Origin of the sequence: Liquorilactobacillus oeni DSM 19972 (genome assembly GCF_001436275.1) — a bacterium.
Taxonomy (GTDB): domain Bacteria; phylum Bacillota; class Bacilli; order Lactobacillales; family Lactobacillaceae; genus Liquorilactobacillus; species Liquorilactobacillus oeni.
On the sequence record NZ_AZEH01000034.1, the window covers coordinates 76947 to 97943 of the forward strand.

Here is a 20997-nt window from a genome sequence, read left to right on the forward strand (position 1 = left end):
ATATTATCGATAAAAGTTGACAAACATCTGCATAAAGTTTGAAGCTCCTCTTCGGCACCAAGGAATAGATAGTCATTTAATAAAAATGGTGTTTTATGTTTTGATTGTAAAATTCAAATTATTCCGCACATTTAATTGATTTCAATATTTAATACTTGCGCAGGAAACAAAAATTCAATACAAGTATTCATGACAAAAGAAGATAAACAAAGTGAACTTATCGCCAATATGGCGGATTTATTCAATAAAATTAGTGCTTATAATATGCCTATAGTAAAACAGAAATTAGCAGGCTTAACTTTCTCAGAAATAGAGATCATTGAGTTAATAGCCAACATAAATGATGCCCATATTACTAAACTTGCTAAAAAATACCATATGCCACGTGAAGCAATTAGTAAAATTACAAAAAACGCAAGTAAAAAAGCTAATTAAGGTTTATCAGGATCCTGATGACAAAAAAGAAATTTATTTCAAGTTAACAGAAAAGAGTATTGCTGTTGATACTAAACATCGAAAATTACATGAAGATTTTTATCAACGTGACAAGCAGGTTTTTAAACATGTTCCAGAATCAACACTTGATGATATGCTGGCATTCCTAACTACTTACAATGCTTATATGGATAGCCTAAAAATGTAATCTTAAAAAGGATTACATTTTTTGTTTACAAGGAAACAAAAAATGAAAAATCAACCTTGAAAAAATTACCAAAATCTTTATTAGCTGCTGCTTAGGCAGTCTCTTTGGGTGCTATAGCGCCCATGTTGGATATGAATATGGCTGTACAAAGGTATGACCTAAGCTTTTAATACAACTTTGAATGTATTGCAGTTGGGAGAGACCGGTTATACCCTCACTTGCAATGACAATTCCATTTTCGAGTTTCTTATTGAATCATTTTGACGGTAAAAAGACCATGATTATTGCTACACTAGCTTTTGGGATAATTTCATTTCTAATCATACTGTCAAATAATGTACAAGTATTTATTGCTTTACGTGTAATACAAGGAATAGCAGCTGAAATTATTACAGCACTCATGAAGACTTTACTTGTAAAAATCGCAGATCGTGAAAATGTTGGTCGTGGAATTGTCACTACACCAATGATGCTAGGACCGATATTTGGACCAATTATTGGCGGTTTTATCGTACAAAATTGGTCGTGGAAGTGGTTATTTGATATTAATATTTCCATTACCGTAGTTGCTATAGTATTGATGGTTAAATATGTACCGGCATTTGCACCCTTCAATGAAAATAATAAATTTGATTTATTAGGGCCATTGCTATTGGCAAGTCTATTATATGGGCTTTCAGAACAAAGCAAACTATAGACACTTATTGGTATTGCTGTAACCAACCACATATTTTATTTACGATACTGCGTGCAAACATCAATCAGTTTTACCACTAAATTTATTCAAGTATAAATAATTTACCGTATCTAATATTGGTTCTTTTTTATACAATACTACAGTGTTTTAGAGCCAATGTTTATATTGCCCATTATACTTCTAAGAAAGGCGGAGCTTTAACGCCATTGAAGCAAGCTTAACATTATTACCTCAAGGATCATTACTCGCCCAGTGCTTGGTAAATGGCTGCACTTACTGGGAGCAAAAGTTTATTACAAATTAGCATTATCGGACTAGCCGCGACGACAATACCATTGATCTTTATTGATTCCTCAACAAATATGTGGACTGTAGAAGCTGTTTTATTCTTACGTGGATTAACCTCTTTGAATCAATTAAAGTTCCTTTTAGTGCCGAAATGTACAATAGGTTACCACAGAAATACTTAGCTGAGACTGGTGTTGTAGAAAATATGTTAGAGCAATTTGGCTCTAGATTTGGAACAGCATTAATTGCTACTGTTGTTTCAGTAGTAATCAACGATCGCGTTAATCATGTAATGCAGGCATTTCAAACAGGCTTTCTGGTAAGCTTGCTAGGAATTATTTTGATGTTTGTCCCTACATTCCTCTTAAAAAGAGTAAACAGTAATATTTTTACAAAATAGCTAAAAAATAATAATTAGTTTAATTGTATATTTAAAACTTCGATTCAAAAGTAATTTTTAAATAGCTAGATATATAAAACCTAATAAACATGATGTTACAAAATTTACATCAATCTCACTGATAACTTTCTCGATCAAAAAATCCGTTTATTTACAGTTTTTCTTAATAATTTTATATATGGTTGTAAAAAAATTGAACTGAAAAGGGACCCCACTGATTATTGGATTTCTCTTTTCTGTTCAATGAAGTGTTTTTATCATTGATTATCACAGGAAATAAAGATATAAACACAGATTAAATTTTTTAATTTTATTATCCTAGACAAGTTCCTTCTAGTTTATTGTTTTTAATTGATTAATAATCTACTGTACTGTATTATTAAAATTATTTTCATATATTTATAATATAATTTTGAGTAATTCTAGCAGTCATTACTTTATTAATTATCAAAAATAGAGAATCCATCTTTTAAAATTGATACTTTACACAACTGAAAGCAACTCTAAAGGTAGTGTTAATGCATAGATAGATTTTTTTGCACCAGTAATTTCAACTATGATAACGTTTCGATGCTGTTAAAAGTTATTGAGCCCTGTTTCAAAGAAGATTTCTAGTTAGTATTTTAAAATAAGTGTTAGTTGACTTGATGTTTAAATCAGGCATAACTAGCAATCGCGAATCATTCAAAACTTTAGTGAGAAACGATGTTCCTGTAAACATTAGTTGTTGCTAAATAAATGATAGTGTAACTAATAATAAGTACACTAATCGTACAAAAACTCACAACAACTAATATCTTCAAGTCATACATTGAAAAAATTGTCAGCACACTTTTGATTGCCGGTAAGGCAAATATCAGATTGAGTATCGCCCCAATAATTGGGAGTGTGAAAACCGTCAGTACCTGACTTTGGATGGCTTTTCTAGTCTCTTTTTGGCTTAATCCGATCTTGCTCATAATCTGGTAATTATGTTTGTCGGCATATCCTTCAGAAACCTGTTTATAGTAAACAATCATGGTTGTTGCACAAATCATTACAATGCTGATTAAAATTCCCATAAATAGTAAACTACCAAACATTGCTTTTAATAGGTCTCTCATGATGTATTTTGAAGTAAAATTGCTTGGATCTACTTTTAGAGCATTTTGAACAGCATTGGCAAATTGTTTCTGGTGCCATTTGGTTCCGTGAGTGTTAAAACCTTGAGCATAAACGTAAGAGTGAGGATTAAGCTGTTTGGCAATTGTTGGGTTGGCGGCCACAATAAAGATAGATTTATATATATTATGACTGTAAACAAACGCCCCATTAAACTTCTTAATTCGTTTAACTTTATAAGTTCTTCCCTGAACGCTTATGTGACGCTGCAAGTAATTGGTTCCGGGGGCATACATTAATACTTCGTTATCCTTAAGGTGATAGTTAGTATTTTGGAGATGGTTGTATTGTCTGAGATCAAGTGAAGATAACGTATATTCAGTTTTTGTGTTGAATTGAGGTTTAAAATGTTTACCTGATAATATCCCCATCGAAGGTGTTGTGACAGCTACCATATGAGACTGACTCATTGTGATTTGATAGTTGTTTGCAAGTTTATGAATAGTTTGTTTGGCAGTAGTTGAAAGAGGAGCTTTTGATACAATTTGTACGTCTACTGGGCTCCAAAGATTAATCAAATTATTTTGTCCTTCGACTAACGATACCGACGCAATTAAGGCAACCAAGATTGATGTACATAACAAGCTAATTGAGGCCAATCCAGCGCCATTTTGTTTCATTCGGTAGAGCATGTTCGAAACCGAGATAAAGTGATTAGGTTTGTAATAATAATTTTGATTCTTTTTGAGAATTTTAAGCAAACTGATACTTGCAGTGATAAACACTAAATATGAGCCAGCAACAACGAGTACAATAGCGATAATAAACTGACCGAATGCAGCTCCGGTTGGCTTAATCATCACTGAAATGCAGTATCCAATCAGCAAGGCAATAATGCCTAGGACGGCAAGTAGAGTATGTGATTTTGGCTCTTTTTCAGGTTGGGAAGATTTAGCCCATAAATTAATCGGGTTAACCCTTTTTAATCCCCAGAAATCAAAGAGAATGATCAATATAAAAATACCAGCAAAAATGGCGGCGACGTATATCAATGGCAGTAATGTAAAGTTTTGATGAAGTGAAGTTGTTCCCAAAAGAGATTCCAAACTCATAAAAGCCAATTTCGAAAAAGTAATACCTGCGACGCTGCCAATAATTATACAGATCATGTAGAATAAACTATTTTCCAGTAAAACAATTTGTTTAAGATGGCGTCTTGTAAGACCAAGCATACTGTATAAACCCAGTTCTTGTGTTCGCTGTTTACTAAGTAGGCGTTCAGCATAAAATGTTGATAAAGCAGCGATTAAAATAATAAATATCAAACCCAGCTTTAGAATATAATTTGCAACTGCCCCATATGAATTGGTTTTAATATTAGTGTTATAAATCATTGAAAGAAATATATAAGTGATAGTGACCCATATTGAATTTGAGAATATAAAAGGTAAACTTTGATTTTTACTTTTAACCAAATTGTGAAGAGCGAGTTTTAGCTGAACCATTAGTCAACCTCCTCATTATTTTCCAAGGCAGTTAGACTATCGATAATCTTTTGAAGATACTGGTTTCTGCTTTGGTCACCACGATATAACTTGTTGTAAATTTTACCGTCTTTGATGAATAAGGTCCTTTGCGCATAGCTTGCTGCTTGAACACTATGCGTTACCATGAGCACTGTTTGGCCTCTTTCATTAATTTGTTCGAAGACGTTTAAAATTTTCTCGCTGTTGTTTGAATCCAGTGCACCTGTTGGCTCATCTGCAAGTAATATGCTAGGATCAGTTATTAATGCTCTAGCAATGGCAACCCGTTGTTTCTGCCCACCTGAAATTTCAGAAGGCTGCCGGTCTAAAAGCTTTTCAATACCAAGAATTTTACTTAGCGGCTTTAGTTTATTGTCCATGAATTGGTGAGGCTTTTTTGATAGTACCAGTGGAAGATAAATATTATCCCGATTACTGAAAGTATCAAGTAAATTAAAACTTTGAAAAACAAATCCAAGATGCTCCCTGCGAAATTGGGAAGATTCATTTTCGGATAAATGACTCAGGTCAGTTCCATTAAGCATGATTTCGCCGCTGGTCGGCTGGTCTAAAGTCGCAATAATATTTAACAAAGTAGACTTACCGGCACCGGATTCCCCCATAATGGCAACGTAATCACTTTTTTCAACTGAAAAGCTAATGTCCTTTAGTGCTTGAACCTCACTTTCGTTACCGCTGAAAATACTTTTTTGATATGTTTTAAATTTAGTAAACTCATTTTTCCCCTCCTAAAAATCTTTTCATAATTTAGTATAAAAAAAATTCCCCAAGCTTTGTAGTTACAATGCATTAAGGAATCTTACAATTTGTTATTTTGTCGTGATTTTTTTGAATTGAAAAAGAGCTTAACTGTTGTGCCAACATTCTCTATAGATGAAACCTTAACTTTTATACCGAGTATTTTAGCAATCCGTTGAGCCATATATAAACCCATACCGGTTGCTTCCCCATGAGTTCGGCCATTACTGCCGGTGAACCCCTGTTCAAAAATTCTGGGTAGCTCACTTTTGGCAATGCCAATTCCATGATCCACAATAGTCAGTGTGTCATCGTTAAAGCTAATTTGAACAATACCATTTTTATCTGAATACTTGACAGCATTGGTAATGACCTGTTCTAAAATAATTGATAGCCATTTTGAATCGGTTAATATTTTTGCCGGTGGTACAGTGATTTTAGGCATGACGTCATGGGACAAAAAGAAAGAAACATTTTGCTGAATCACCTTTTTAACACAGTCAGACAAGTTAATTTTTTCAAAAACTAAATCATGGTTAAAGTCATCCAACCGGTCAAAAGTTAAGAGTTGTTTGAGCTGATAATTAACTAATTCAATTTTTTCTGAAACTTCTTCACTTGGAACAGAGGAATTATTTTCAGCAATCATTAACAGGGAAGTGAGCGGAGTCTTCATTTCGTGGCTCCATAAAATTAAGTAGTCTTCTCGATTTTTAAGTGATTCCATCAAGTTTCTATTTTCAGTTAGTTTTTGCTTCATAAATTTCTGGAGTGTCTGGGCATACAAACGTCCATAAAAGCCATGGAGATGAATTCGTTTAAAATTTTCTTCCTTAATCAACGTATTGGTTGCTTTGACATCGGTATACTTTCGATATACTTGAAAACCAATGATCATTAAAAATGGCATTATCGTGTAGCGGGTCAAGTCACCGATAACGTTTAAGTCTACTTTGTAAAGGATACATATAAAACAGAACAGTGCTAAAAATAGCAGATAAATAACAAGATTGATCCACTCAGAAATGATTATTTTAAAAACCAGTTTTGTGTTATTTTTCATCATCCAATAACCTATAACCTTTACCGTACTCAGTAACTATCTTATCTGCTAAACCGATCTGCCCCAGTTTGTTACGAAGTCGACTCATGTTGACATTTAGAATATTTTCATCGGTAAAGTTCCCATTTTGCCAGATTGCTTTGATAATCTTTTTTTTTGAAATAACTTGGTCAGGGTTCAAAAATAACAATTTCAAAATGATGCTTTCAGTGGTCGTCAATTTAACAGATTCTTTTTGGAAGCTCAGCACATTTGTAATGATATTTAAAGAATACATGTTGAAGTTGATTGCTTCGACTAAATGGTCGGTCTGATTAGTTCGCCTCAAAATAGCCTGAATTTTTGAAACAAACACAGCTATTGAAAACGGTTTGGTCAGATAATCATCAGCTCCGATGGAAATGGCCCGAATGGCGTTAGGATCCATTTCTGCCGCTGAAACAAACATAATGGGAACTTTGGAAAACTCCCGAATTTTTTGTGTCCAGTAAAAGCCATCATAAAATGGCAATGTAATATCCATAACGATAAGATCAGGAACTTGCTGTTTGATTTCAGAATCAATGTTCTGAAAGCTTTGGACCCAGTCGGCCTGAAGATTCCACTTTTTTAAAGATTGTACCATTTCGTTGCGAATAGTACGGTCATCTTCAATAACAAATATTTTCTGCATCATTATCTCCTTAATTAGGAACATCATCTTTCAGTTTAGTATAACCTTAGTTATTCTGTCCTTTATGGTTCCTAAGTTATGTGATTTAAAAACATATACAAAAGAGGGGGCGATCCCTTCAATGTTAGCCAAAATTAATTTGCTTTAACATTATCTCTTGGTTGATCTGATCTAAGTTCAAGAGATTAAGGCCCTGAAATTCTAGAACAATTTTAAGTAGAGCGTATCAGTTTGCGCTTTACTTAATTCGAATTCAAACTATCTGCTAGTTGACGAGCAGCCCATAACATCAAATTTTTAATTTTGTCTGGTGGTTCGGGATCATCTTGACCTAACCAGACCCTCAGGATATTGGTAAAACCACCCAATTGAAAGGCCATTATATAGTTCACTTGGATAGGTGAACCATTAATATGCCAAGGAGCAGCAAACTGATTATAACGTGGGATAGCTTTGCGTTGCCAGATTTCATTCATATGATCAAATAAACCCTGTCGAATCAGTAATTGGATTAAATCTCGTTTTTGCCACCAGAAATTTAAAAAAATGTCAAAAGTAGTCTTTAACATAATTTCACCAGCCTGGGGCTTCTGCTGGACAAGCTGTTCAAAATATTGATCGAATAACTGATCACATAGGTAGTTAATTACGGCTTCTTTGCTTTTAAAAGAATGATAGAACGTTTTTCGCGATAATTCAGCTGTTTGGGCAATTTCAGTAATGGAAATGTCTTGAAAATCTTCCGTCTTCATCAATTTGATGAGTGCATCACATAACCATTGCTTAGATTGTTCAACCATACGTTGTTTTCCGTTCATTTCGATGACATCTCCTATTTATCGGTGACAAATTATAGCAATTTGTAGCACTTAGCAAATAAGGATTGTGTTAATCCTTATCGCTGATTATACTATAAATCGTAAATAAAGGTAACAAATGTTTCTTATGTATCCATGTGTTACCGATAGGAGAGTGCAATTGGATGTCAAAAGCTACCAAGATTATCAGTTTTATCGGGTTAACGATTGCGATGTTTATGGGGACATTGGATAGTACCATTGTCAACATCGCTTTACCCAAAATTATGACCCACTTCAATGCCAGTATCACTGACACAAGTTGGGTAGCAACCATCTACACGTTGGCTTTAGCGGTATTTATGATCACCGGTTCAAAAATTGCTGATCGTTATGGTCGCAAAAAAATCATGTTACTAGGATTAGCATTCTTCGGTGGCTTTTCAGCGGCTTGTATGTTAGCCACTTCATTGTCAGAACTGATTGTTTTTCGCTTTTTTCAAGGTATAGGCGGCGCCATTATTACCCCCATTGTCTTGCCGATGGGGATCGAAATTTTTGGCAAAGAGAATATGTCAAAAGTTGCTAGTATTGTGGGAGCTGTGACCGCCTTAGCAGCTGCTGGGGGACCACCAATTGGTGGTGTGATCATTGAATATGCTTCTTGGCGCTGGGTCTTTGGCATTAATGTACCCTTAACCATTGCAGCATTTCTAATTATTGCTATTTGTATAAGAGAATCGTATGATGAATCTTTAGCTGGCGGAATTGATTTGCCAGGTACTATCCTTTTAACTTTAGGCTTGGGCGGTTTAACTTTTGGGCTACTAGAAGGACATCAATACGGCTGGCAATCAGGAACCATCTTAGGTGCACTCAGTGGCAGTTTACTGGCCATTGGGTTATTCATCTTTATAGAAAGCAAGGTAAAGAACCCATTACTTGAATTAGATCTATTCCGTGAAAAAACATTAACTGCTTCTAGCTTAGTTTACTTTTTAACTGGCTTTGCTCTAGTCAGCCCCACTTTAATTTTGAATTATTTTTTACAAGATGTTTTGAACTATACTGCGTTACATGCGGCACTAATTATTATTCCGGTTTCTTTAACCATTATGATCACTATGCCATTAGGAACTAAGCTTTTTGATCGAGTTAACGCGATCCCAGTTACTTTGATAGGACTATTAGTCATGGCTGCTAGTTTACTGTTGTTGTCGTTTATCACTACCACAACACCTAAAGTAATTATGATTACCTTTCTCGTGATTAATGGGGTTGGTTTTGGTTTTTCTTCAGTATCTTTAGTCGCTTCAGTTAAGCATTTACCTAAGAATAAAAGTGGGATTGGTTCAGGGATTGTTAACGCGGCCCGTCAAATTGGGACTTGTTTAGGAATTGCTATCCTAGTTACAGTGCTTGATAATAATGTCAATACTGCTAAGCAAAATATCCATCAAGATGCGATTCAGATTGTAAATCGACAGCAGCTCTCACTACAAGTGAAAACAGTGGCCCATCAACAATTGAATAAGCTATTCACAACTACCGGATCGGCTGGGTTAACCACTAAAAATAAACAAAAGAACTTACAACGCGCACTTAAACGGGCTGCTAAATCTCAAGCTAATTTGCCGCAACCTGCAAAGAGAACCGATCTTCATCGGATTTATCAAGCAGAAAAGAAGCTTGCTGCAGCAACTGAAGGTCTAAAAAACGGCAATCAGCAATTAACACTTTCCTTAGTTAAGCTAGAAAATGAAGATGCCGCCATAGCCAAAATTACAGAGGCTTCTAAAAAGATTAATGTTGGCAACCAAAAAATAAACCAAGGTCAACATAAATTATTAATTGGAATCAAACAACTTGCACAAAAAGAAGCTTTAACTAATGCCTTAAGAAAAATCAAGCATACTAAAAATCGACAGATCAGTCGCGCTTTTAGTCATACTTATTTACTAAGTGCGTTAATTATTTTAGTTCTATCACCTATTGCCCTACTAACCGATCGTAAACAATTGAGAAATTAATATTGAACTACCCAAAATCAATTTGATCCAACATGATTTCTTGACTGACTTGATCTAATCCTAAGTAAGCTAAAGCCATGGCTTCACTTGAATGATTTAGTAGATCCACTAGGCCAATGTTGTAATCAGATTACATACAATATGATAGGTACCGGCTTTACGCATTGTATGGGTTCCTAAGTATTAATACCTAAAAAATCGCCCATTTTACTCATGATTTTATAAAATTGTTTTTCGGTGATACAACGATCCGGGCGTTGGATTGAAAAAAATAGCCATTCAGCGACTGAATGGTGTTCAAGGCACCATGCTTGGTAAGCTACCAAATCTTGTTGAACCGGTTTTAAGTAGTAAGTTGACTTTACCGTTTTTCTGGTCGTGGACAAACATACTCTGACGTACGGTTCCGTTTTCGTTAAGGGGTCACCATGTGTCCCGTCACTCACACGTAGCGAAGTTTCCTTGCCGACTTGAAAAATAGTGTAATTACGGCGCCCAGCTTTAAAATTATGAAGCAACATGTTTTGAACTTCTTTTAATACATTGGAATCTTGATTAGTAAGACAATCTGTTGCATAAATGAGCTATCTTTTCCGGAAAATTTTTATTGAAATTAGCATACTATAATTACATTTTACAAATAAACGACCCCCAATATCCAAATTATAGATATTAGGGGTTATTCTTTCGATATTTTTGAGTGCGTGTCCGGCAAACACAGCATCAATAGATATTGGTATATTATCGTCTTGGTTACTTTTGGTTCAGTAGTCGCTGAGTCATATTCAGCGTAAATATTATAGTTGCATGTACTCGCTTAGAAATTTAGTGTATAAGAAGATTATAATGCTTACCTTCATTAAGGTATAAAGCTAGACTAAATCATACAAATTTTGTAGATAGTTTTCCTTCCTATCTTTGGTAACGTTATAAAAGTATTTGAATTTCTTCAGTTTAAGATTAATAGTATTTTAATCTAGAAAATCTTTAATATTCTCATCGATTTGCGCTTTTTTGACGTTTAATTTTGTTTTGCCTATGTTTCAATTGTTAACTAACTCTCTTGCTTTCTCTCTTTGTAATACGCCTTTAGGATTACTTGTGTTAGTAAAATTGTTATCATATAAAGGATTGATCATTTTTCTATTTCATCTCTGCATGCAATTAGTTTATAAGCTGTCTTTTTAATCTGATAGTTCTTTTGTTCCCTTTACTTTTAGTTAAAAATAGTACATACAGATAAGCTTCCATAATTGTTCTACTAATCATTTGGGGAACAGAGCGATTATCAGAATAGTTTTCCAATTTTATTTTATATAAGTTAATTATATATTTAAGAAGTAAAACCAATAAATCATATTTTTAATTTTAAGTTCTGTAACTATACTATCAACATTTTTCTTCACTTCATCGGCAATGATGCTGTAGTATTTATCAAAAAAGACACTCCCATATTAATATTGCTTTAGCAATGCCATTAATAATGGTTGCTGTATTTGTGTAAAATGGCCATCATTTCGTAAAATCAGCGTTCCACCTAGACGATCAAATAAAAGCCTACCTTGTTTTTCATTACAATCGAAAGGATCGTTAAATGAGTTAAACATATAAAATTCTTTTGAATTTTTCTTAATGATATCCCAATCGTATGAACTCTTTAAGGTCGTATGCTTCATTCCATTCGATTTACTATAACCAGCAATTAAGTAAACAGCCTTAACTGGAGTTGTTAGCTGTTCTAGCAAAGCAAAGATAATGTTAGTCCCAGCTGAATGACCAATTAAAATAGTATTTTGATCAATTATCAAATTCATTTCTTTAATCTTAGTCAATGTGTCTGTTAAAGACTCTTGATCAAGCTTTGGTAAGTCCGCAACGATCGTTGCAATTCCACGATCATTTAAACTCTGAGCAATATCCTGATACCAAAATTTGTCAGCCGTAGCGTGCGGTGCTGATCCGTGGAAAATAATGGCGTTCATTATGGATTCCTCGATTCTTATTATCTTTTATTTTAGTCTCTATCATTTTTAAATTTTTTTGTTAATTTAGTTTCACTATGTTTAAGTAATGCTTCATGATCAATATCAAATTTATCGGTCAGGATCAAAACCTGATCCAATACATAATACATCGGCAAGTTCTTCAGTTGAATTATCTTGTAAATCTTCTTGCGCTTGTTTTGCTTCTCCAGAGTGATCACGGCCAATTTCAATGGCTCGAATAGCTCTTGATAATTCCAATCCATGTGTTTTTCACAATGTTAATGGTTACCATGATCCCTTAAAAAATATGTTTGATGAAATGACTAACAAGGAATTTTTAACTACTAGGGTTCGAAACAAGCTACTTTTTTCTGATTCTTTGGAACAAATTTTTTTCTTTATAACTAATTATACTCCATCCCAAATCAGAACTTACACTAATTCCAAGGCAGTTTAAAACCTAGCAGCTTCTATGCGGTTAACTATTTCCTCTGTATAAAATAGACCAAGCAAGAAGTTCTAAGGGTGGCACCTGTCTTTTTCCTTACGAGGTAAGATCTATGGGAACATAGAAAATGCCATTCAAGAAGGTTTCACAGCTAATAAGCGTTTTTCAGATACTCGCTGCTTTTCGGTCATGTTTCTAATTACATTGCTGACATATATTGATAAGCGCCACAAACAAAAAACCGCCCCGATCCAGTTATGGGACAATCTTAACGTCTTAATATAAATGAGTCGCCACCTCTACTAGAAAAGTGCACCACCATCTTAAAACCTTATTTGTCCAAACTATGAGTAAACGCTGGCATGACAATGTCATCAACAATAGCAATAAGATCCCCTTTTGATAGCATTCCCTGTGATAAAACTGTAGTAATTAGCATAATCACTGGTAAGTTTATGACATGCTGATCCATTTTGTCTAATTTGATCTCGCCACGTTTATCAGCACTCTTTAGCGCTGGAGTAATTATTTTAGTAAAGGAAGCCCCATCATCGGATATATGCTTAAACAGTCCAAAAATCTTATTACCAACTTGATCTGCGATCAGTCCTTGCACAGCATCTTTGCCTAACACTTCAAATAATTGAGTTGGTGGTTTCATCATGGTAATTAAATCGTCACGCAAATTTCCAGTATCAACTGGATTCATATTAACCTTAGGCCCAAATTTTTTAAAAGCGTTAATTAAAATAGTAGCTTTATTCGGCCAGCGACGATACAAAACCGTTTTAGTAGTCTTGGCACGTGCCGAGATACCTTCCATTGTTAATTTATCATATCCCTTATCTCGAAACTCATTCCATGCCGCTTCGAGCAAATCATATTCAAGCTTTTTTCCGTGTCGTCTTTTTTGATGTTCATTCTCTACCATAAGTCTTCACCTAATCTACTTGCATTTTTGAGCGAACAAGTTTACAATTTTAAATTATAGATACGGCCGTATCTTAAAAATCATAATAATCTTAGGATATTATATCATAAATTTGTTTTATAGATGACTATAGTATCTAAATGTAAATCAGAGGTCTTAAAAATGACAAAAAAAAATAGTTTAGCCAGTATTGCTTTCGTATTAATTTTTGGTGCCATTGCGCCAATGCTTGATACCACTATGACTAATATCGCCATTAACACCATCATGGATGATCTTAATACTTCAGTAGGCACCGCGCAATGGGTCACTACGGGTTACGTTTTAACACTTGGCATCGTAATTTTGTTTACTGGGTGGGCCGTCGACAAATTTGATGGTAAAAAACTCTATATCAACGGCCTATTAATTTTCCTTGTAGGTTCAATTATTTCTGGAATTGCTAACAACATAACCATTTTAATGATTGGTCGCATGATTCAAGGAGCTGGTTCTGGTATTATTATTCCGCTGCTCACTACGCTAATTATCAGAGCAGCTAACGGTGTTGGCCTTGGCAAATTAGCTGCTACGCTTGGTCTACCCATGGTAGTCATACCAATTCTTGGACCAACAGTAGGTGGCTACATCATTGATCAACTCAACTGGCACTGGGTTTTTTATATCAACATTCCAATTGTTATTATTGCGCTAATATTTGTCCTCACTTTCATGCCACATTTTGAACCATTGAAAAGGGACTCTAAATTAGATTGGATTGGGTTTCTTATTCTCAGCGGTATGTTCAGCGGGTTCTTAGTTGGTATTGTCAACTTCAGCAGTCACAACACTTTTTCTAGTATTGAGGCCTTGTTACCAACTTTTCTTGGGTTTGACTTACTGATTGCCTATGTCTTTTATGCACAAAAGTTTCCGCAACGGGCATTGGTTAATCTCAATATGTTTAAGGTACCAAATTTTTCCGGATCAGCGGTAATTTTACTAATGTCAGGTGTTGCCGTTAATGGGGCAATGTTTCTCCTACCTCTGTACCTGCAAAATATTCGTGGGCTAAGTGTCATCTGGTCAGGAACTTATTTGATTGCTCAAGGTCTTGGACTATTAGTCACCAGAACTCAGATCGGTAAATTAACTGATAACATCGGTGCTCGCTGGGTGGTTCTCAGTTCAATCATAATTGCGATCATCAGTACCATTCCGTTTGTCTATTTTGATGTCAACACCAACAAATATTTAATTTTAATTGCATTGTTTGTACGTGGTATGGCACAAGGCGGTCTAACAATCCCCGTTATGGCTGATTCGTACACTAACATTCCAAAAGAACAGATTGCTCAAGCAACTACGGCGACCCGCATGCTGCAAAACGTTGGCGGAGCATTCGGTTCAGCGATTCTTGCAACAGTAATCCAAAATCAGGTTAACGGACTCGTGCCAACTGTCAGCAACTTGACCAGCGCATACCACACTGCATTTATTTGGTCTATTGTGATTACGTTATTAGCGGCTATTCCAGCATGGTTCTTGACCCACCACATTGCAAAAGACAACTCATCTGAGCAACCAGAACTAGAAGGTGATAAATAATGCTAATTGCAATTAGTATCATTTCCATCATAACCCTAGTCACCATCATTGTTATCCCTAAAGTAAGTCATCGTCTATTAACTGGAGTTATAACACTAGTATTGCTTCTAGGATCTCAAGCACTTCTACTTGTAAACTCGTATGAACATTGGGGAACAAGCATCGAAACCACGAAAGTCACTAAAGCTATCAATTCAATTGCATCATTACCCGGTAACTGCCAAATTCTTGCATATAAAAATGTTGGCAAGCAGCAAAATCAAAAACAGATATACATTTATAAAACCTCCGGAAAAAGGCAAATGACTTATTCTGATGGTGTTAAAATTCAAATTAGACGCTCTAACCATAATAAGGCATCCAGAATCAGGACGATTTCTCGTTACCATTACAACAACCATTTTAGTCAGTTAATGTTTGCTGGGATTGCTAATAGTAATTATCCACCAGCATAGCTGGTGGCTTTTTATTAGCCCTAGAAGGGCTCGACCCCACACAAAAAGCCCCTTCAAGGGGCCCAACAAAAAACTACCAACCGCTACAGCTTTAATTATTTTTTTGTTTGAATGGATCAATGTATTCTCTTTTACTAATTGTATCCCGCAGTCGATCTTCTGATTCTTGTTCTCGAATATATTTTTCTATTGTTTTTTGATTTGTTCAACTGTACTTGCGAAGTATCCTCTTGCCCAAAAACTCCTATTTCCATAATTGTATTTCAAATTTGCATGACGTTCATGGATAATTACTGCACTTCTTCCTTTCAAATATCTCATGAAGCTTGAAACACTTATTTTTGGTGGTATTTTTACAAACATATGAATATGATCTGGCATTGCATGGGCTTCGATTATCTCCACTTCTTTTAGCTCACATAACCTTCTAAGTATATTTCCTATATCTTTTCTAAGTTTTCCATATATAACCTTTCTTCGGTATTTCGGCGTGAATACTATATGATACTTACAATTCCATCTCGTATGTGCCAAGCTATTATCGTCTTTTGACAATGCAAAAACTTCCTTTCGTATATGTTTTGGTTGGTAGCCGAAAACTATTATATCGAAAGAAAGTTTTTCTCGCTAAAGCTCTTTTGACCCCCACAAGTAAAACTTGTGGTTTATTTAACGAACTAAAAAAAAAAGCAGGGCCAAAACTCATGTTTTGGCCCTGCTCCACCAGTTTAAGCTATACTATTAAACCTGAGAATATTGACTTTGCTTAATTTGCTAATGGTTATTTATTATATTAATTAACTTATATTACTTGCTTTTCTGCTTGAAAAAATAAATAAGATATAAGCTAAAAATGCAAATATTGCAAAACACGTGAAAGGCAATTTGATGTTGATCTGATATATAAAAGAGCCAAGCAATGGTGAAACAATTCCAGCAATCCCTTGTGTCATTGCAACAGCACCCGCTGCTGTCCCTTGATTATCCTGAGAAACGGCTAAAGATGCTCCAGCAGATAGCGAACTCATCCCTAACCCTGCACCTGCTCCAATAAGAATATAACTAACGAGAATAGTGATAAAACCATTTGCAACTACGATTAATAAGAGACCAATAATGATTAGTGGAATTGCTCTTATCATCATCTGCTTAGCAGTCCAATTAAATATTTTTATTTGAGCAACTTGTGCAACCATTAAGGCAATTCCCAAAACAACAAATAATAATGAAGCAGTTTTAGCACTCTGAATAACTGATTGGTCAATAGCATCATGTAAATATAGTGAAGTTAATAATTGTAAACCGACGACTACAAACATCACTGAGCATCCAACTATGAGCCAGCCAAATAACTTAAACGTAAAGAAATTGCCTTTCGTTGACTCTTCTATTGTTGTTTTACTTTTAGAAATTGTTGTATTTTTATCTGTATTAGGTAAGATAAAAAGCATTACAATTCCACATAATATTAATAAAATAATTGATACATAAAATGGTAAAGATAAGGTTCCAACTGATGATAAGCAACCGCCGATGATTGGGCCTAAAACCATCGCTAAGCCGGTAGCAAAGCCTAAGGAAGACATATCCTTAGCTCGATTTTCTGGACTAGAAATATCAGCCATGTATGCATTAGCAGCAGTTGGTGCAGTTGTCATAAAAATGCCCAGAAAAAATCTTGTCCCTATAAGAGAAGTTACTAAAATAGCAACAATTTTTGTTTGAGCAATTGACAACTTAAAAAGTTCAATATATAGAATAAAGAATATTCCCATGCCAATTAAACCAATTACTATAACGAGTTTCCTGCCGATTTTGTCACTTATTTTCCCCCAGACTGGAGCAAAAAGGAGCATTGCGATCGCTCCTAAAGATATCATTATACCGATTTGTCCTGGTGATAGATGCGCTTGCGTTGAAATTGCAGATAAAACCGGCATCGTGATGTATATTCCTAAATATGAAACAAGGGTAGCTATAAATAGTTTGCTCTTCATGAATAAAGGATCCTTTCTTGGTAAGAAGTAATAGTTACACTTTACCAAAATAGAATCCTCCATTTTACTCTGAATAGTTTATAGTACTCCAAAGAGTTTATTTAAATTTTTTCCTAAAATTTCGTGGCGTTGAAAACTTATTCAACTTAAAAGCCGCGGTAAATTTACTTGGATTTATATAACCAACCCCAGCGGCTATTTGTGATATTTTCATATCAGTTTGTAATAAAAGATCGGCTGCATAATTCATCTTTTGATTATTACAATAATTATGGATTGTTTCACCATAGGTTTTCTTAAATAGTATTTTTAGTTTGGTTTGGCTTACATCAAATTTAACAGATAAGGCCTTCAAACTAATCTGCTTGTCTAAATTATTCTTCAAATAGTTAACGATGTCTCTGAGAATTTTATTATCTTTTGATAATAATTGATTTGCTGAGATCGAATCTTTAACGGCTTGAGATGATTTTAGATACAATATTAGTTCAGCAATCTTTAACTTAAGAAACATTGTTGAACTTCTAATGTTTTTAGATTTTAAATCATTGAACAAGTTTTTTATGAATTTACTTTTTATAAAAAAGTAGTTTCCAAAGTGCTGAAAATTAGACCAGCCTTGAAAGTTACCGATGAACTGTTTTAACTCAGCATCCCTGTTACTTTCCTTGATTAAAATGGTAATTCCCTCATAGCCGCCATCTGTGAATATGTAATTACCCGCATCCAAAGAACGCCTATCAATTTTCAATAAATCCGGTTCCAAATATAAATCCTGTTTATCTCCTTCAAAATTCACTACTCCGTGGTAGGCGTAATCAATTCTAATAGTGTGTGGAGCTATTCTGAGTGGTGTTTTAAACTGCTTAATATCCTTATAATTATGAAAATATAATTCTATAGTATTAAATATTCTTACTTTATCTATTCGTAATTGGTCAATGTTAAAAGAATCCTTTTCTGGATATTGGTCCTTAATATTCCACAATGAATCTGATTTTATCGCTAACCCCTCCTTTAAAATCTTTAATTACAGACTACTTTTAATATTATCTTATCACTCATAAGTTTGCTTTCCTAATATGCATTTAATTGCTCAAAGGATATGCTGCATAGTGTCTTTTGGGATTAAAAATGACTAATTAGAGCACAAATATTTCATAAGGATAGCTAAAATGTGAATTACTATCAAAAAAATGATAAATTAACTTAGCCTACTATCTAGTTATAAATAGATTAATAGAAATGATATCTACACTTTTTGGCTATTAAGGAGTACAAAAATATGAAAATTAATCAAAATAATAATTGGCCTAGCTTGCCTGATTCATTAAAAGAACTTGCTATTTTTCCGAATAATCCCACCTATGATCAGGTCCGTTCCAACTACTTTCGTGTTGGGACTCCCCGCCTGGTTATTATGGCAAAAACAGAAACAAATGTAGTAGAAACAGTAAAATATGCACATGAGGTCAACAAACAAACTAATCAGAAAACTCCATTTTCTGTAAGAAGTGGAGGGCATGGCATTACGATGTCTTCGGTTAATGACGGTGGTATTATTTTGGATATTAGTAATTTAAACAAAGTTAAAATAATCGATGCTAATAAAGGAATTGTAAAAATACAGGCTGGCGCTGTATGGGGAGACGTCGCACAGCAATTATCCCCATACAACTTAGTTATTTCCAGTGGTGATTTTGGGGAACACTGGTGTAGGTGGATTAACGGTTTACGGAGGAATTGGGCTACTTGTACGACAATTTGGTTTAACCATTGATCGTTTAATTGGCGCTAAAATAGTAACTGCAAATGAGGAGATCCTTACAGTTGATAATAAACATCGCCCAGAATTATTTTGGGCTTTACGTGGAGGCGGTTCGCAAACAGGAATTGTGACTGAATTCTTATTTAAGGCAAACAAATTGACAGATAAAACAAGTAAAATTAAAACTCCAATTTGTTTACAAACTATCACTTATTGCTTAAAAGACAATTTCATAGACTTTGCTTGTAATTGGCAAGAATGGGCCAGACACGCTCCTAAAAATCTAACTAGTCTACTAATGATTACTAATAATCATACAGGTAATTTTAGTATACAAGCCACTAATATATGGGCAGGAACGACTGATAACAGTGCACGTGCTTGGCTTAATCAGGCAATTAAACTTGCCAAGATAGTTAAACATCAAGAAAAAGTTATGAGTTATGCAGATCTGGTACTAGCTCCTCATATTCCACACACTGGTCAGCAGGCTGTTTATGTTAAAAATACATTAGTTACAAAATTCACTCCTCAGGTTGCTAAAAAAATAACAGATATTTTGAATAATTTTAATTCACTGGGAATAGAATTACGGTATATAGGAGGAGCTTTAAACACTGTAAGCTCCTCAGACACTGCATGGACATGCCGAAAAGCTGAAGGCTTTATTGCACTTTGGACTAATAAGAATGATGCTGTTGAAGCTAACAAAATTTTTGAGCCATTATTAAAATTAGGTGCTGGCGTATATGGTGCTTATTCAAGTGACCTTAGTAGTAAAGAAAATGCTCGTGTCTGGCCAAACCATATAGCTTCTAAGATTAAAGCAATTGCCATCAAAGGAGACCCTGATAAACTATTTAATCAAGGTCGAAACATCAGTCCCGACAACTCTAGAAAATCTTAACAAATTAGTGATTAAGTATGTTATCAATTTCTTGATATGCAACTTGAAATTGAATAATTTTAGTCTAGGTAATTATTTGCTGCATAAAACTGCGCAGCGATTAATTACCTATTTCTTTTGCACTATTTAATCCAAACTTCAATTATTATTCTAAACACCTTGTCAATTTTAACTATTTTGTCTTCTGAATCTAATCTGCTGCTCTACTGCCAGTTTATCTAGCATTTCGTAAGCATTAGAAATAGAAACAGTATTTTTAACATATGTTTCAATAAATTCATTTAAAAATAGAAAATCAGTGGTTTTCATACTTTTAATTGCAGAATTTTTATTTACTATTGTCTTTTTAAAATGAAATGTCTGGTCCTCTATCCAAAGCCACTGGGCACCTTCTTGATCTGAGAAAGGCATCCCAATGCTCCCAGCATTAAATATGATTTTACTACCAATATCTAATTTAAATTGCAAATGCGTGTGCCCACAAATGATAAACGGTTCTTTAATTTCCTGAAAAAAGCTCTTAATCTTTATTAAATCATTATGTGGTGTAAAAATTGTCCGATTATTATCTGCTATCGCGTGGCAAAAAAAGTAATCCGCTGCAGAAGTATTTAACGGTAATTGCTTTAACTTAAGAATTTGACTGGCAGTTAATTTATTGGCTACCCATCTAATCTGTCTTTCGGCGTGTTTTGACAAAGAAAGGGGTCTACCTTCAAAAGCATCAATCACATCTTGATCATTGTTACCCATAATGCCAATTGTTTTAACCTTATTTTTAATTGTTCAATTGCTTCCATAGTTTCGAGAGGCATCGGGCCGCTAATTAAATCGCCGCCCAAAATCACCAGATCAGGTTTCATACTATTCAAATGACTTAAAACAACCATCAAAGCGGGATAATTGCCGTAAATATCATAAAGTACAGCTATTTTCATAATA

The 20997-nt window shown here is 34.5% G+C and carries 19 protein-coding genes and 4 pseudogenes; 9 read left to right on the top strand and 14 right to left on the bottom strand.

The features are described from left to right. The first annotated feature begins 189 nt into the window (after positions 1–189). The 4 genes from FD46_RS04345 to FD46_RS10565 all read left to right on the top strand — a co-directional run bounded on the left by FD46_RS04345 (position 190) and on the right by FD46_RS10565 (position 2028). Entirely contained in the window at positions 190–435 is a 246-nt protein-coding gene (locus FD46_RS04345) for a hypothetical protein (protein ID WP_057895965.1), read from the top strand. Further along, entirely contained in the window at positions 386–643 is a 258-nt protein-coding gene (locus FD46_RS04350; RefSeq protein ID WP_057895966.1) for a helix-turn-helix domain-containing protein, read from the top strand. Before FD46_RS04345 ends, FD46_RS04350 begins: the two co-directional genes overlap by 50 nt. A 223-nt stretch (positions 644–866) precedes the next feature. After that, positions 867–1340 (top strand): MFS transporter, encoded by a 474-nt coding sequence (locus tag FD46_RS04355; RefSeq protein ID WP_057895967.1) that lies wholly within the window; start codon positions 867–869, stop codon positions 1338–1340. Between the two features lie 439 nt (positions 1341–1779). Then, complete coding sequence (locus FD46_RS10565; protein WP_235805563.1) at positions 1780–2028, top strand: hypothetical protein; 249 nt, start codon at positions 1780–1782, stop codon at positions 2026–2028. 692 nt (positions 2029–2720) lie between these two features. On the opposite strand, the gene FD46_RS04365 is transcribed toward FD46_RS10565, so the two are convergent. From FD46_RS04365 to FD46_RS04385, 5 genes and pseudogenes are all read right to left on the bottom strand, one after another. Beyond that, positions 2721–4523 carry an FtsX-like permease family protein gene (locus FD46_RS04365; RefSeq protein ID WP_235805564.1) on the bottom strand — a complete coding sequence of 601 codons (1803 nt, stop codon included), beginning with the start codon at positions 4521–4523 and terminating at the stop codon, positions 2721–2723. A 110-nt stretch (positions 4524–4633) separates the two neighbouring features. Next, positions 4634–5394, bottom strand: a pseudogene (locus FD46_RS04370) (ABC transporter ATP-binding protein). 81 nt (positions 5395–5475) lie between these two features. Continuing rightward, positions 5476–6477, bottom strand: a complete 1002-nt coding sequence (locus FD46_RS04375) for a sensor histidine kinase (RefSeq protein ID WP_057895971.1) — start codon at positions 6475–6477, stop codon at positions 5476–5478. Beyond that, positions 6467–7150 carry a response regulator transcription factor gene (locus tag FD46_RS04380; protein WP_057895972.1) on the bottom strand — a complete coding sequence of 228 codons (684 nt, stop codon included), beginning with the start codon at positions 7148–7150 and terminating at the stop codon, positions 6467–6469. The genes FD46_RS04375 and FD46_RS04380 overlap by 11 nt, the downstream gene beginning before the upstream one ends. 242 nt (positions 7151–7392) lie before the next feature. Continuing rightward, complete coding sequence (locus FD46_RS04385) at positions 7393–7968, bottom strand: TetR/AcrR family transcriptional regulator (RefSeq protein WP_057895973.1); 576 nt, start codon at positions 7966–7968, stop codon at positions 7393–7395. 164 nt (positions 7969–8132) lie between these two features. Here FD46_RS04385 and FD46_RS04390 point away from each other — a divergent pair, with 164 nt between their 5' ends. Further along, positions 8133–9977 carry an MFS transporter gene (locus FD46_RS04390; protein ID WP_057895974.1) on the top strand — a complete coding sequence of 615 codons (1845 nt, stop codon included), beginning with the start codon at positions 8133–8135 and terminating at the stop codon, positions 9975–9977. A 7-nt stretch (positions 9978–9984) separates the two neighbouring features. Here the strand turns inward: FD46_RS04390 and FD46_RS04395 are convergent. The 4 genes and pseudogenes from FD46_RS04395 to FD46_RS04410 form a co-directional block, all read right to left on the bottom strand. Then, a pseudogene (locus FD46_RS04395) lies at positions 9985–10554 on the bottom strand (site-specific integrase). Positions 10555–11431: 877 nt separating this feature from the next. Then, positions 11432–11959, bottom strand: a complete 528-nt coding sequence (locus tag FD46_RS04400; RefSeq protein ID WP_057895975.1) for an alpha/beta fold hydrolase — start codon at positions 11957–11959, stop codon at positions 11432–11434. A 32-nt stretch (positions 11960–11991) separates the two neighbouring features. Then, a pseudogene (locus FD46_RS04405) lies at positions 11992–12217 on the bottom strand (MazG nucleotide pyrophosphohydrolase domain-containing protein); the annotation flags it as partial. 524 nt (positions 12218–12741) lie between these two features. Beyond that, positions 12742–13341 (bottom strand): helix-turn-helix domain-containing protein, encoded by a 600-nt coding sequence (locus FD46_RS04410; protein ID WP_057895977.1) that lies wholly within the window; start codon positions 13339–13341, stop codon positions 12742–12744. Positions 13342–13503: 162 nt separating this feature from the next. Here FD46_RS04410 and FD46_RS04415 point away from each other — a divergent pair, with 162 nt between their 5' ends. After that, positions 13504–14928: an MDR family MFS transporter gene (locus tag FD46_RS04415; protein ID WP_057895978.1), complete on the top strand. Its 1425-nt coding sequence runs from the start codon at positions 13504–13506 to the stop codon at positions 14926–14928. Beyond that, positions 14928–15383 (top strand): DUF4811 domain-containing protein, encoded by a 456-nt coding sequence (locus FD46_RS04420; RefSeq protein WP_057895979.1) that lies wholly within the window; start codon positions 14928–14930, stop codon positions 15381–15383. Before FD46_RS04415 ends, FD46_RS04420 begins: the two co-directional genes overlap by 1 nt. 91 nt (positions 15384–15474) lie before the next feature. Here FD46_RS04420 and tnpA read toward each other — a convergent pair. The 3 genes and pseudogenes from tnpA to FD46_RS04435 form a co-directional block, all read right to left on the bottom strand. Further along, positions 15475–15938 (bottom strand): annotated as a pseudogene (gene tnpA / locus FD46_RS04425) (IS200/IS605 family transposase). Between the two features lie 242 nt (positions 15939–16180). Next, positions 16181–17380 carry an MFS transporter gene (locus FD46_RS04430; RefSeq protein WP_057896025.1) on the bottom strand — a complete coding sequence of 400 codons (1200 nt, stop codon included), beginning with the start codon at positions 17378–17380 and terminating at the stop codon, positions 16181–16183. A 97-nt stretch (positions 17381–17477) separates the two neighbouring features. Beyond that, positions 17478–18368: a helix-turn-helix domain-containing protein gene (locus FD46_RS04435; RefSeq protein ID WP_057895980.1), complete on the bottom strand. Its 891-nt coding sequence runs from the start codon at positions 18366–18368 to the stop codon at positions 17478–17480. Positions 18369–18665: 297 nt separating this feature from the next. On the opposite strand from FD46_RS04435, the gene FD46_RS10570 reads away from it, so the two are divergent. Together FD46_RS10570 and FD46_RS04440 are read left to right on the top strand one after the other, a co-directional pair. Next, positions 18666–19160 carry an FAD-binding oxidoreductase gene (locus FD46_RS10570; protein ID WP_235805565.1) on the top strand — a complete coding sequence of 165 codons (495 nt, stop codon included), beginning with the start codon at positions 18666–18668 and terminating at the stop codon, positions 19158–19160. Further along, positions 19081–20055 (top strand): FAD-binding oxidoreductase, encoded by a 975-nt coding sequence (locus FD46_RS04440; protein ID WP_235805566.1) that lies wholly within the window; start codon positions 19081–19083, stop codon positions 20053–20055. Before FD46_RS10570 ends, FD46_RS04440 begins: the two co-directional genes overlap by 80 nt. A gap of 168 nt (positions 20056–20223) precedes the next feature. On the opposite strand, the gene FD46_RS04445 is transcribed toward FD46_RS04440, so the two are convergent. Continuing rightward, positions 20224–20808 (bottom strand): metallophosphoesterase family protein, encoded by a 585-nt coding sequence (locus tag FD46_RS04445; RefSeq protein WP_235805567.1) that lies wholly within the window; start codon positions 20806–20808, stop codon positions 20224–20226. Next, positions 20784–20993 (bottom strand): metallophosphoesterase family protein, encoded by a 210-nt coding sequence (locus FD46_RS10575; protein ID WP_235805568.1) that lies wholly within the window; start codon positions 20991–20993, stop codon positions 20784–20786. The genes FD46_RS04445 and FD46_RS10575 overlap by 25 nt, the downstream gene beginning before the upstream one ends. Positions 20994–20997 lie beyond the last annotated feature (4 nt).